Below are 12835 nucleotides of genomic sequence, written 5' to 3'. Positions count from 1 at the left end.
ACCATCTCAGGAGAAAGCACCCATCATCCCCATGAAGATTCTCGTCACCGGCGGCGCCGGTTTCATCGGCTCCAACTTCGTCCGTCGCACCCTGCAGGACGCGTACCCGGGCCTCGAGGGCGCCGAGGTCGTCGTGCTCGACGCGCTGACCTACTCCGGCAACCTGGCCAACCTCGCGTCGGTCGCAGACTCCCCGCGCTACACGTTCGTCAAGGGCGACATCCGCGACGGCGGCCTCCTCGACCAGCTGTTCCCGACCGTGGATGCGGTCGTGCACTTCGCTGCCGAGTCGCACGTCGACCGCTCCGTCCGCGACGCGTCGATCTTCGTCGAGACGAACGTTCTCGGCACGCAGCAGCTGCTCGACGCGGCGCTGCGCAACAACCTGAAGCGCTTCGTCCACGTCTCCACCGACGAGGTCTACGGCTCGATCGCCGAGGGCTCGTGGGCGGAGGACCGCCCGCTGGAGCCGAACTCGCCGTACTCGGCGTCGAAGGCCGGCAGCGACCTGCTCGCACGCAGCTACTTCCGCACGCACGGCCTGAACCTGTCGATCACGCGCTGCTCGAACAACTACGGGCCCTACCACTTCCCCGAGAAGGTCATCCCGCTGTTCGTCACGAACCTGATCGACGACAAGCACGTCCCGCTGTACGGCGAGGGCAACAACATCCGCGACTGGCTGCACGTCGACGACCACACCCGCGGCATCGCGATGGTGCTGGTGAACGGCCGCGCCGGGGAGATCTACAACATCGGCGGCGGCACCGAGCTCACCAACAAGGAGCTCACCCAGCTGCTGCTCGACGCGACCGGCAAAGACTGGTCGTACGTGGACCGCGTCGCCGACCGCCTCGGCCACGACCTCCGCTACTCGGTCGACATCTCCAAGATCCAGTCGGAGCTCGGCTACGAGCCGCTCGTGCCATTCCAGCAGGGCCTCGCCGACGTCGTCCAGTGGTACCGCGACAACCGCGCCTGGTGGGAGCCCCTCAAGGCTCGCGCCGCGCTCGACAACTGATGACGCGCTACCTCATCGCCGGCGCGGCCGGGATGCTCGGCCAGGACCTGCAGAAGGCGCTGGCCGGGCGCGAGGTGACCGCGCTGTCCCGCGCCGACCTCGACGTCACCGACCGCGACGCCGTGCTTGCGGCCGTCGCCGGTCACGATGTCGTCCTCAACGCGTCCGCCTACACGAAGGTGGACGACGCCGAGACGCACGAGGACGACGCCTATGCGATCAACGCGCTCGGCACCGAGAACCTCGCCATCGCGGCCGCGCGGAACGGCGCGCGCTTCATGACCGTGTCGACCGACTACGTGTTCGACGGCCAGGCCACCGAGCCGTACGCCGAAGACACCGTCCGCGACCCGCTGAACGCGTATGGACGCACCAAGGCGGCCGGTGAGGAGCTCGCGCTCGCAGCGCATCCCGACGGCACCTTCGTGGTGCGCACCGCTTGGCTGTACGGCGCGGGCGGCCCCAACTTCGCCAAGACCATGGTGAAGCTCGCGGGCAGCCACGAGACCGTCAGCGTCGTCGACGACCAGCTCGGGCAGCCGACCTGGACGGGCGACCTCGCCGCGCAGATCGTCGCCCTGCTCGACGGCGATGCGCCGGCCGGCATCTATCACGGCACGAACTCGGGCCAGGCGAGCTGGTACGACTTCGCTCGCGCCGTCTTCGCCAGCGCAGGGCTCGACCCCGACCGCGTGAAGCCGACCGACAGCGCGAGCTTCGTGCGCCCGGCTCCGCGTCCCTCCTACTCCGTGCTCGGGCACGACGCCTGGTCGCGCGCGGGTCTCGCGCCCCTGCGCCCGTGGGAGGACGCCCTGGCGGCCGCCACGGCGGCGGGACTCTTCGCGGAATGACCACGCTTCGCGTCATCGTCGACGAGCTCGTCACCGACGAGCCCGGCGGGGCGCGCCGCTACACCGAGGAACTCACTCGGCAGCTGATCGCGACGGCTCCCCCGGGCTGCGACGTCGAGGCGCTCGTCTCGAACGTGAGCGACGAGCAACTGCAGACCCTGCGCGACCGTCTGCCCGGGGTCGGCGCCGTCACCCGCCTGCCGCTGGCCCATCGCGAGCTCGCCCTGGCCTGGCAGTCCGGCCTCTCGGTCGGGGGACCTCCCGGGATGCTGCACGCGCCGACTCTGCTGGCCCCGCTTCGGCGACACAGCCAGTTGAACGGCCATCAGCAGGTCGCCGTGACCATCCACGACACGCTTGCGTGGACGCACCCGGATGACCTCGGAACCGGCGCGACCCTGTGGACGAAGGCCATGGCGAAGCGCGCACGCAAGCACGCCGACGCGGTCGTGGTCCCGACGCACGCTGTGGCGAACCGGCTCGCCGAGGTGATGGATCTCGGCGACCGGGTCCGCGTGATCGGCGGCGCACCGGCGACGAGCCTCCGCCTCCCTCCCGACGCCGACGAACGCGCTGAGCGCCTCGGCCTCCCGGAGCGTTACGTACTGACCCTCGGCACCGTCGAGCCGAGGAAGGGCCTCGCCCCGCTCATCCGGGCCATCGCACGACCCGAGACGCAGGGCATCCCCCTCCTCATCGCGGGTCCCGATCGCGTCGGGGAGCGATCGGCGACCGGTGTGGCGGCCGCGGCGGGTCTGCCCGAGGACCGCGTGCGTCCCCTCGGCCGGCTGGAGGATGCAGACCTCGCCGTCGTGCTGGACCGCGCCACCCTGTTCGTCTATCCGAGCCTGGCGGAGGGGTTCGGCCTGCCGATCGTCGAGGCCTTCAAGTTCGGGCTGCCCGTCATCCACTCGGACGACCCGGCGTTGGTCGAGGTCGCCGCGGGCGCCAGCCTGGTGGTGGAGCGCGCAGCGAGCTCCACGGACGACGCCGCGTACACCGACCGCCTCGCGGCCGCGATCGGGCGCGTCCTGTCCGACGGTCAGCTTTCCGCCCGCCTCGGCGTGTTAGCCTCTGACCGCGCGCGTGCATTCAGTTGGCGGGATTCCGCCGAGCGCGTCTGGCAGCTTCACGCCGACCTCTGACCCCTCCCCCTCTTACATGACTTCCTCTCCGATCGGATCTGGACGGCTGTCGTCTCTCGACGGCCTCCGCGGCATCGCCGCCCTCGTCGTGGTCGCGCATCATGCGTCTCTACTTTTTCCTGAGATCTCGGCGGCGTACCTTGACCCCGCGCACGGTCCGGTCGCCGGCAGTGTCGCATGGTGGTTCACTTTCACGCCGCTCAAACTGCTGACCGCCGGCCCCGAGGCGGTCATCGTCTTCTTCGTGCTGTCCGGCTTCGTCCTGACCCTTCCGCTGCTGTCCGGCCGCCCGTTCGACTGGATGGCGTACTACCCGCGGCGCATCGTTCGCATCGGGCTGCCGACCCTCTGCTCGCTCCTTTTCGCGGCAGCCCTCGCGCTGCTGATCCCCCAGCAGATCGACCACGCCATGAGCTCCTGGGTGGCCAGCACGTCGATGCCCGGCCTCACCGTCGGGAGGTTTATCCAGCAGATCGACCCGACCTTCGGCAACTATCCGCTCAACAACCCACTGTGGTCGATCTACTGGGAAGTCGCTTTCTCGATGATGCTGCCTCTCTTCGTGGGGCTCGCCATCTGGACACGCCGCATCTGGCCGCTCGTTCTCGCCGCGGCGTCGCTGGCGGTGTTCTTCGGGGTGGTCGCGGGCGCCGGCGGCTTCCACTACCTCCCCCCTTTCTTCGTCGGGGTACTGGCAGCGGTGATCCTCCCTGGTATCCGCCGAGTCGGAGCGACGATCTCGGGATGGCGTGCCGGCTGGCTGGTGTGGCTGTTCGTCGTGCTGATCTCGGCACTCCTGCTCGTCGCACACTGGATGGTGCCGGACGGCGTCGTGAGCGTCGCCCTGGTCGCTCTTCAGCCTCTCGCCGCGCTCGGTCTGCTCATCTGCTGCCTGGAGTGGCGGCCCCTGGCCGGACTCCTGTCGCACCAGCCGTTCCGTTGGACGGGGAAGGTCTCGTTCAGCCTCTACCTCGTCCACGTGCCGATCATCGTCGGTCTCAGCTATGCCCTTTCAGCCTGGGGCCCGATCCGCGTCGGCCTGTTCGCCGTCCCTCTCGCCCTGATCGCTGCCGCCGTCTTCTACCAGCTCGTCGAGAAGCGGTCGCACGGCCTCTCGAAGTTCTTCGGAAGCCGGATCGCCGCCGCCGTCCGCCAGTCGGCACCGACGGCGCCCGCCGCACCGCCCGCGCCCGTCGAAAACGCCGAACGGCTACCGACGAGCGGCCGCGGCTGAGGCGTTCTCCTCCGCCCGGGCGGCCGCGTCGTCCTGACGCGCCCCCTTCGGCGACTCTTCGTCCTCGCGTCCGAACCACGTGGCATACCGCTGGGAGGCCCAGGCCCCGAACGCTTTCGACCAACCGTGGCTGCGCTGCTCGATGAGCCACATGAACCCCACCGCGACGAGCACCGCGACCGGCATCCCGAACAGCGGCCCCACATACCAGGCGGCGTCCGCGAAGAGGTAGGTGCTGAAGATCAGGATCGGCACGTGGACGAGGTAGAGGCTGAAGGAGATCTTCCCGCTGAACTGCACGGGGCGTGTCTCGAGGGTCGCCCGCAGCGGGGTCCAGCCGAGGGCGGCGACCACGAGACCCGCCGCAGCTAGCGGTACCATGCCCTTCAGGATCGGCTCCAGCTCGGTGATGTCACCGACGTTCGGCCCGACCAGCCAGGGAGCGATCATCAGCAGCAGGCTGCCGATCGTGAGACCGGCCCACAGCGGGTGGCGGTACCAGTGCGAGTTGATGCGGTCGGCGACATTGCGCACGGCGTCGAGGCGCACGGCGATCACCGCACCGACGAAGAACGCGGGAAGGTACTGCAACTCGCCCGAGCCCGCATGGACGCCCAGGTAAGTGAGGGCGCACGCCGCGGCAAGGCCGCCGATCCACCACTTCCGGACCGCCAGCGCCAGGACGGCGAAGATGGGCAGGGCGAGCGAGAAGACGAGCTCCCAGCGCAGCGACCACAGCGGGTTGTTGATCTGGCCGTCGCCGCCGAGGAGGTCCCAGCCCTTGACGATGTACTCCCAGCCGAAGTTCGGCGTCGAGGAGTTGCTCAGCCAGGTCCCGTCGGCCTGCGTGGACTTCTGGGGGATGGCCATCACCCACACGGCGGCGAGCAGCACTGACGCCATCACCGGCACCAGGAGGCGCACGGCGCGGCGCGGGAAGTAGGCGATCCAGTCGAATCCACGTTTCCGGATGACCGGCAGTGTGACCACGAGTCCGGACAGCACGAAGAACACGATGACCGACTCGACGCCAGCCGTGAACAGCTTCAGCGGCGTGTAACTGATCCACCACATCGCCGACCCGGTCGGAGCCGAGCCACCGCCTGGCGTGCCAGGGAAATCCGGGTTGGTGTACATCGCATGGTGCAGCAGCACGACCACCGCGGCGATACCCCGAAGGCCGTCGAGCGCGGCCAGCCGGCCGCCCGTCGCCTGTCTCGTTTTCTCTCCCACACTTTCACCTCTACCCGTCATAGGCGGGCGACGCTACGGGCTTGCGCTGAGCAGATCCTGTGACCTATTCAGGGGGTGCCTGAGCGCGTTCCGCGTGGCGAACGGCCTCTCCGCCGGGCGGCACCTAGCATGATCGCTATGCCCGCAACCGCCTCCCCGTTGATCTCCGTCGTGATGGGATCCGACTCCGACTGGTCGGTCATGCAGGAGGCGTCACGGGTGCTCAGCGAGTTCGACGTCGCGCACGAGGTGGAGGTCGTCTCGGCCCATCGGACGCCGGAGAAGATGATCGCTTTCGGCAAGGCCGCCGCCGGACGAGGTGTGCGCGTCATCATCGCGGGAGCGGGCGGCGCAGCACACCTGCCCGGCATGCTCGCCGCGGTCACCACCCTCCCCGTCGTGGGCGTCCCCGTACCGCTGGCGCGCCTGGACGGGCTGGACTCCCTGCTCTCCATCGTGCAGATGCCTGCCGGTGTGCCGGTCGCGACCGTCTCCATCGGCGGCGCGCGGAACGCCGGACTCCTCGCCGTCAAGATCCTCGCAACCTCCGACGACGCCCTGGCGGAGAAGCTCGCGCAGTTCGCCGCTGACCTGGAGGCGAGCGTCGAGCAGAAGAACCAGGCCCTCAAATCCCAGCTGTGAGCCGCACGCCATGACGATCGCCACTCCCCTCCGCCACCCCGACGCCACGTCGTCGCACACCATGACGAAACGCGGCTGGTGGCTCGTCACCATGAACGTTCTGCTGCCCGGCTCGGCGCAGGTGGTCGCCGGCAATCGCACGCTGGGCCGCGTCGGCGTGCTGGCCACGCTGCTGCTGTGGCTGCTCGCCATCGTGACCCTGGTCGTGTACCTCGTGGCGCCGTCGGCCGTCTACACGATGTTCACGCAGGCCGGCAGCCTCACGCTGGTGCAGCTCCTGCTCATCGCCTACGCCGTGCTCTGGGTCGTCCTCACTCTCGACACGCTCCGCCTCGTGCGCCTGGTGCGCACCGCGCCCAACTCACGCGGCTGGATCGCAGCCTTCTCCGTGCTCGTGCTCGTGGGCCTGACCGGGACGGCCGGCTACGCGTCGATGGTCGCCGGATCCGCCCGTGGCGCGCTCGGCGACATCTTCTCGGCAGCGGCCTCCCAGCCCCCGGTGGACGGTCGCTACAACATCATGCTGCTCGGAGGAGACGCCGGTCCCGACCGCGACGGGCTGCGTCCCGACAGCATGTCGATCGTGAGCATCGACGCGAACACCGGCCAGGCCGTCACGATCGGCTTGCCGCGCGACCTTGACCCCGTCCCCTTCCCCAAGACGTCGCCGCTGCACAACCTCTACCCCGACGGATACGGCTATGAGGACCGCTGCGACGTGGACGTCTGCCAGCTGAACTCCATTTACACCGAGGTCGAGCTCTACAAGCCGGAGCTGTACCCGAACGCGGAGAAGAACCGGAGCCAGCCCGGTATCGAAGCCATGCGCGACGCGCTCGAGGGCGCGACCGGCCTCACCATCCAGTACTACGTCCTCATCGACATGCAGGGCTTCGCCGACCTGGTGGATTCGGTCGGCGGCGTCGACGTCACCGTCAAGGACCGCGTGCCGATCGGCGGCGACGAGAACCTCAACGGCGTCGCAGAGTGGATCGAGCCGGGTAACCGTCACCTCGACGGCTACCACGCCCAGTGGTACGCCCGGGCCCGCCACGGGTCGAGCGACTACGACAGGATGGCGCGCCAGCGGCAGCTGCAGGACGCCATCCTGAAGCAGGTCAACCCGGTGAACGTGGTGTCCAAGTTCCAGGACATCGCGAAGGCCGGTGCCCAGGTGATGAAGACGGATATGCCGCAGTCGATGCTCGGCTACTTCGTCGACCTCGGGCTGAAGACCCGCAAGCTGCCGGTGCAGCAGCTCGAGCTCGTTCCGCCCACAATCGACCCGTCGAACCCCGACTACGCCCAGATCCAGGAGTTGGTGCGCCAGGCGGTGCACCCGGCGACGGCGAAGCCCTCGGGCAAGTAGGGCTCAGCCCTCGAAGAACGCCGCCGCCGCGCGAGCCCGGTACACCACGTCGTCGAGGTCGTCGCCGCCGACGGTGACGTGCCCGACCTTGCGGCCGGGCCGCGGTGCCTTGCCGTACCCGTGGAACTTGACCTCGGGATGCGCGGCGAGCGCCGCCGGGTAGCGGTCCTGAAGGGTGCCCTCCGCGGGCCCGCCCAGGATGTTGACCATGACCGACCAGTCGGCCCGCGTCTCGGTCGAGCCGAGGGGCAGGTCGAGAACGGCCCGCAGGTGCTGCTCGAACTGGCTGGTGACGGCGCCCTCGATCGACCAGTGGCCGCTGTTGTGCGGACGCATGGCGAGCTCGTTAACGAGCACCCGTTCATCCGTCGTCTCGAACAGCTCGACGGCCAGCACACCGGTAACACCGAGTCCCTCCGCCACGCGGCGGGCGATCTCCTCGGCGACCTCAGCGACACGGCCGGCCGAGCCCGGCGCCGGCGCCAGCACCTCGGCGCAGACCCCGTCGCGCTGCACGGTCTCGACGACGGGCCATGCCGCGATCTCACCCGAGGGGCGACGCGCCACCAACTGCGCGAGCTCGCGACGGAACGGGACGAGCTCCTCCACGAGCAGCGCACCGCCCCGGCCGTCCTCGGAGAGCGCGAGGAACCAGTCGTCGGCGCCGCTCGCGTCGGAGACGACGCGTACGCCCTTGCCGTCGTACCCTCCGCGCGCGGTCTTCACGACAGCACGGCCGCCGTGGTCGGCGAGGAAGGCACCCAGCTCATCGGCCGACTCCACCGCCGCCCAATCCGGCACGGGCAACCCCAGCTCGCTCAGCTTGGCGCGCATCTGCAGCTTGTCCTGCGCATAGAGGAGGGCGTCCGGGCCGGGGTGCACGGGGATGCCGCGCGACACCAACTCGTTCAGGATGGCCTGCGGGACGTGCTCGTGGTCGAAGGTGAGCACATCAACCGTCTCGGCGAAGGCCAGCACGGTGTCCAGGTCGCGGTAGTCGCCGACGCCGCTCGCCGCGAGGTCGGCGCTCATGCCTTCCGCCTCTTCCAGCACCCGGATCTCGATGCCCAGTTCGATCGCGGGCGGGATCATCATGCGGGCCAGCTGCCCTCCGCCGATCACTCCGACGATCTGACTAGCCATGGCCGTCCGCCTCTCTGATACTTTTCATGCTGGCCGGGGAAACTCACAGCAACGCGAAACCTGGTCCGCGTACCGTGAAGAACGCACTGACAATCATCCCGCATCTCCAGGCAGGGGCATGACGACCGAGACCCGTACACCGGCGCACAAGGCGCGACTGCTCCCGCAGCTGATCAAGTTCGGCGCGGTCGGGGCGGTCGGTTTCGTGGTCAACCTCGTCGTCTTCAACGTGCTGATGCTCGTGGTCCTGGTGAACGTGCCGCACAAGACCCTGTTCGCGACGGCCATCGCCACGCTCGTCGCCATCGGCGCGAACTGGCTGGGGAACCGCTACTGGGCGTTCGCGGGCAACCGCAGTGACAACGCGACCCGGGAGGGCGTCGAGTTCTTCGTCGTCAGCCTTGCGGGCATGGCCATCCCGCTGCTGTGCGTGTGGGTGTCGCACTACCTGCTCGGCTACCAGAGCCTGCTGGCCGACAACATCTCGAACAACGTCGTCGGGCTGGCACTCGGAACGGTCTTCCGCTTCGCGTTCTACCGCTGGTGGGTGTTCTCCCCCGATCGCGCCGCCGCACGCGCCGGCCGCACCGAGCGCGGCCTCATCTCGGCGGGCTCCCACGTGCCGTCCCGCCCCGCCCGCGAGAAGGCCCCGATCACGGGCTCGACCCTAGCGAGTGCCCCAGACCGTGGTCTCGTCGGTGACTGACTCCGACTGCTGACGCCGCACGGCAACCACCGTCTGCGAGTGGTCCATCAGCTCCGACAGGGCGCGCTGCACCTGGTCCGCTTTCGGTACGTCTTTCAGGACGACCGGATGCTCCAGTCCGGAGTTGATGAGCACATCCCCCGACCGGAACAGGCTCTGCAGCCAGGTGCGTCGGATGGCGACATCGTAACCGCGGCTGTGCAGCAGCTCCTGCCGCACGCGCACGAAGAAGCCGTGCCGGATGATCAGCCGACGCGTCGTGATCGTGTAGCGACGACTCAACCAGGCCGCCAGCGGCAACAGGAAGAGCAGCAGGAGCACGGCCGCGGCCGCCGACCAGAGCAGGACGACCTCCCAGACCTCGGTGATCCGCCCGGCGAAGTAGCCGACCGCTCCGGCGGCCAGAATGAGCACCAGGCTCGGCCAGAAGAGGCGGCGGGCGTTCGACCGCAGCCGGGCGATCACGCGCTCGGGCGGTTGGGCGGGCTGCGCGGGTGTCCCGTCCGGGGTGCTCATGCTCAATTAATACCGCAGGTGGGTCACGTCGCCGGCCGCCACCGCGGTGCGGCCCGCATCCGACTCCACGATCAACCGTCCGTCTTCGTCGATGCCGACCGCCGTGCCGAGCAGATCCTCGCCCGCGGGCAGGTGAACGCGCACCGCCCGGCCGACCGTGTGGCACGCCTCGACCACTTCGTCGCGCAGCGCGCTGCGGATCGGATCGCCGTCGGCGGCCAGGAACTCGCGGTACACCGTCGACAGCTGGATGAGGTACGCCGAGAGCACCACATCCGGGTCGACGTCCTCCGCTCCGGCGAGCGCGAGCGAGGTGGAGGTGTCCGTCGGCAACTGCTCCCGCGTCTGCGACAGGTTGACGCCCGCGCCGATCACCAGCCCGGTCATCCCGGGGAGCAACTCGGCGAGGATGCCGCACACCTTGTCGCCGTCGATGAGGACGTCGTTGGGCCACTTCACCTGTACCCCGCCCGGCACCAGCGGGCCCAGCGCGCGACTCATCGCGAGTCCGGCCAGCAGCGGGAACCAGCCGTACGACGTCGGCGGCAGTCCGACCGGCTTGAGCAGCACCGAGATCGCGAGCGCCGTCCCTGGCGGCGTCACCCATTCCCGCCCGAGCCGGCCGCGGCCCCCCGTCTGGTTGGCGGTCACCAGCACCGCGAGATCCGGCAGGTCGCCCGCTCGCGCGCTCAGGACGTCGTTGGTCGAGCCCGCCTCGGGCAGGACCTCGAGCACGGGGACGATGGATCGGCTGCGTCGGAACTCCACCCGCCCAGTCTCTCGCACTGGGCCACTCCGCTAGTGCAGGCGGGCGGATTTGTAGGATTTCGTCAACGGCACGGCCGATCGGCTGGCCGGTAGAGTGAACGGCGTGACCGACACCGAACCACGTCAGACCGAACAGCTCCCCGACCTGACCACCACCGCCGGCAAGCTCGCCGACCTGAAGGAACGGTTCCACGAGGCCGTCACCGCGAGCGGACAGGCGGCGATCGAGAAGCAGCACGCGAAGGGCAAGCTGACCGCCCGCGAGCGCATCGAGCTGCTGCTCGATCACGGCTCCTTCGTCGAGCTGGACGAATTCGTCCGCCACCGCACCCACGCCTTCGGTATGGAGGCCAAGCGTCCGTACGGCGACGCGGTCGTCACCGGCGTCGGCACCATCCACGGCCGCAATGTCGCGGTGTTCAGCCAGGACTTCACCATCTTCGGCGGGTCGCTCGGCGAGGTCGCCGGCGAGAAGATCATCAAGGTCATGGACCACGCCCTCAAGACCGGCGTTCCCATGATCGGCATCCTCGACTCGGGCGGCGCGCGCATCCAGGAGGGTGTGGTCGCGCTCGGCAAGTACGGCGAGATCTTCCGCCGCAACACCGCCGCGTCCGGCGTCATCCCGCAGATCTCTATCGTGATGGGCCCGGCGGCGGGCGGAGCGGTGTACTCCCCCGCGCTCACCGACTTCGTCATCATGGTCGACAAGTCGAGCCACATGTTCGTCACCGGCCCCGACGTCATCAAGACGGTCACCGGCGAGGACGTGGGCTTCGAAGAGCTCGGCGGCGCGCTCACCCACAACAAGATCTCCGGCGTCTCGCACTACCTGGCGAGCGACGAGGATGACGCGCTCGACTACGCCCGCACCCTGCTCAGCTACCTGCCGCAGAACAACCTGGCCGAGCTGCCGACCTTCCAGGCGGAGCCCGAGCTCGAGATCACGGACGCCGACCGCCGCCTGAACACGGTCATCCCGGACTCCCCCAACCAGCCGTACGACGTCAAGACCATCATCGAGGGCGTCGTCGACGACGGTGAGTTCCTCGAGGTCCAGCCGCTGTTCGCGCCCAACATCGTGATCGGGTTCGCCCGGGTGGAGGGTCGCTCGGTCGGCATCGTCGCCAACCAGCCCAGCGCCATGGCCGGGACGCTCAACATCGACGCGGGCGAGAAGGCGTCGCGGTTCGTCCGCTTCTGTGACGCGTTCGGCATCCCGATCCTGACCCTGGTGGATGTGCCCGGCTACCTGCCCGGCACCGACCAGGAGTGGACCGGCGTCATCCGCCGTGGCGCCAAGCTGCTCTACGCGTACGCGGAGGCCACCGTGCCTCTGGTGACGATCATCACCCGCAAGGCGTACGGCGGGGCGTACATCGTGATGGGCTCCAAGCAGCTGGGCGCAGACATCAACCTCGCGTGGCCGACCGCCGAGATCGCCGTCATGGGCGGTCAGGGCGCGGTCAACATCCTGTACCGCGGCGAGATCAAGCGCGCAGAGGAGGCGGGCGAGGATGTGGCAGCGGTGCGCACCAAGCTGGCCAACGAGTACACGTACAACGTGGCCAGCCCCTTCCTGGCAGCGGAGCGCGGAGAGCTCGACGGCGTGATCGAGCCGGCGGCGACCCGCGTCTCGGTCATCAAGGCCCTCCGCGCGCTGCGGACCAAGCGGGCCTCGCTGCCGCCGAAGAAGCACGGGAACATCCCCCTGTGAGCGGCGCGCACGCCAAAGAGACGGGCGACTCCCCGCTCGACCCCTCGCAGCTCCGGTTCGTCACGCGCGGCGTGACGCCGGAGGAGGTCGCTGCGGTGACCGCGGTGCTGGCCGCTGCGGCCGCGGAGCAGGCCGCTGCCGCCACCGAGGCGCGGGCGGAGAACGGACCGGACGCCTGGGCGCGCACTCAGCCCGCCCTGCGCTCGGAGCTGCGATCGGGTGCCGGAGCGTGGCGTTCCTTCTCCGGTTGAGCCCCGTCCTGTACCCCTATCGGGGCGCGCCGAGAGGCCGTTCGGGCCGGTTCTCCGGAGTGCACCTCGAACGGGGGCCGCGAAATGTCCCCCATGTCCTCCAAAATGACGACTATGTATTTCCCGAGAGCCCGACCACTATAGATATTGCTAGGTGTCTCTCCTCGTGAGTCACACCGCCAATCACTCGCCGACTAGGGTAAGCGGGCGAGTGCTTTGGGGGCGAGTCAGGGCGATAT

12 protein-coding genes and 1 pseudogene are annotated in these 12835 nt (G+C 69.1%); 9 read left to right on the top strand and 4 right to left on the bottom strand.

Translation table 11 applies throughout. The features are described 5' to 3' along the window. Positions 1 to 31: 31 nt before the first annotated feature. The 4 genes from rfbB to AB4Y74_RS03275 are packed head-to-tail and all read left to right on the top strand — an operon-like array spanning position 32 to position 4251. Positions 32 to 1021 (top strand): dTDP-glucose 4,6-dehydratase, encoded by a 990-nt coding sequence (gene rfbB, locus AB4Y74_RS03290; protein ID WP_441797687.1) that lies wholly within the window; start codon positions 32 to 34, stop codon positions 1019 to 1021. Further along, positions 1021 to 1872 (top strand): dTDP-4-dehydrorhamnose reductase, encoded by an 852-nt coding sequence (rfbD, locus tag AB4Y74_RS03285; protein WP_441797686.1) that lies wholly within the window; start codon positions 1021 to 1023, stop codon positions 1870 to 1872. Before rfbB ends, rfbD begins: the two co-directional genes overlap by 1 nt. After that, positions 1869 to 3017 carry a glycosyltransferase family 4 protein gene (locus tag AB4Y74_RS03280; RefSeq protein WP_441797685.1) on the top strand — a complete coding sequence of 383 codons (1149 nt, stop codon included), beginning with the start codon at positions 1869 to 1871 and terminating at the stop codon, positions 3015 to 3017. Before rfbD ends, AB4Y74_RS03280 begins: the two co-directional genes overlap by 4 nt. A gap of 16 nt (positions 3018 to 3033) precedes the next feature. Further along, positions 3034 to 4251 (top strand): acyltransferase family protein, encoded by a 1218-nt coding sequence (locus AB4Y74_RS03275; protein ID WP_441797684.1) that lies wholly within the window; start codon positions 3034 to 3036, stop codon positions 4249 to 4251. Here the strand turns inward: AB4Y74_RS03275 and AB4Y74_RS03270 are convergent. Continuing rightward, on the bottom strand, positions 4228 to 5484 hold the full coding sequence (locus AB4Y74_RS03270) for an acyltransferase family protein (protein ID WP_441797683.1): 1257 nt from the start codon (positions 5482 to 5484) through the stop codon (positions 4228 to 4230). The two genes, AB4Y74_RS03275 and AB4Y74_RS03270, sit on opposite strands and share 24 nt — an antisense overlap. Positions 5485 to 5622: 138 nt before the next feature. Between AB4Y74_RS03270 and purE the strand changes: the two genes are divergently transcribed. Both purE and AB4Y74_RS03260 read left to right on the top strand, forming a co-directional pair. Further along, entirely contained in the window at positions 5623 to 6126 is a 504-nt protein-coding gene (gene purE / locus AB4Y74_RS03265; protein ID WP_441797682.1) for a 5-(carboxyamino)imidazole ribonucleotide mutase, read from the top strand. Positions 6127 to 6136: 10 nt separating this feature from the next. Next, on the top strand, positions 6137 to 7495 hold the full coding sequence (locus tag AB4Y74_RS03260) for an LCP family glycopolymer transferase (protein WP_441797681.1): 1359 nt from the start codon (positions 6137 to 6139) through the stop codon (positions 7493 to 7495). Positions 7496 to 7498: 3 nt separating this feature from the next. On the opposite strand, the pseudogene AB4Y74_RS03255 reads toward AB4Y74_RS03260, so the two are convergent. Further along, a pseudogene (locus AB4Y74_RS03255) lies at positions 7499 to 8641 on the bottom strand (5-(carboxyamino)imidazole ribonucleotide synthase); the annotation flags it as partial. Between the two features lie 115 nt (positions 8642 to 8756). Here AB4Y74_RS03255 and AB4Y74_RS03250 point away from each other — a divergent pair. Beyond that, positions 8757 to 9344, top strand: a complete 588-nt coding sequence (locus AB4Y74_RS03250) for a GtrA family protein (RefSeq protein ID WP_441797680.1) — start codon at positions 8757 to 8759, stop codon at positions 9342 to 9344. Here the strand turns inward: AB4Y74_RS03250 and AB4Y74_RS03245 are convergent. After that, positions 9306 to 9860 (bottom strand): PH domain-containing protein, encoded by a 555-nt coding sequence (locus AB4Y74_RS03245; RefSeq protein WP_441797679.1) that lies wholly within the window; start codon positions 9858 to 9860, stop codon positions 9306 to 9308. The genes AB4Y74_RS03250 and AB4Y74_RS03245 overlap by 39 nt on opposite strands. Positions 9861 to 9866: 6 nt before the next feature. Then, positions 9867 to 10628, bottom strand: coding sequence for a biotin--[acetyl-CoA-carboxylase] ligase (locus AB4Y74_RS03240; protein ID WP_441797678.1), 762 nt, complete (start codon positions 10626 to 10628; stop codon positions 9867 to 9869). A 94-nt stretch (positions 10629 to 10722) separates the two neighbouring features. Here AB4Y74_RS03240 and AB4Y74_RS03235 point away from each other — a divergent pair, with 94 nt between their 5' ends. Both AB4Y74_RS03235 and AB4Y74_RS03230 read left to right on the top strand, forming a co-directional pair. Then, a complete protein-coding gene (locus AB4Y74_RS03235; protein ID WP_441797677.1) occupies positions 10723 to 12345 on the top strand; it encodes an acyl-CoA carboxylase subunit beta in 1623 nt (540 codons plus the stop codon). Beyond that, positions 12342 to 12596 (top strand): acyl-CoA carboxylase epsilon subunit, encoded by a 255-nt coding sequence (locus AB4Y74_RS03230; protein ID WP_441797676.1) that lies wholly within the window; start codon positions 12342 to 12344, stop codon positions 12594 to 12596. The genes AB4Y74_RS03235 and AB4Y74_RS03230 overlap by 4 nt, the downstream gene beginning before the upstream one ends. The last annotated feature ends 239 nt before the right edge of the window (positions 12597 to 12835 follow it).

The sequence above is a fragment of the Leifsonia sp. RAF41 genome, from assembly GCF_052114085.1.
Classification (GTDB): Bacteria; Actinomycetota; Actinomycetes; order Actinomycetales; family Microbacteriaceae; genus Leifsonia.
The sequence above is the reverse complement of the archived record's forward strand: the minus strand, read 5'-3'. Positions and strand labels throughout refer to the sequence as shown.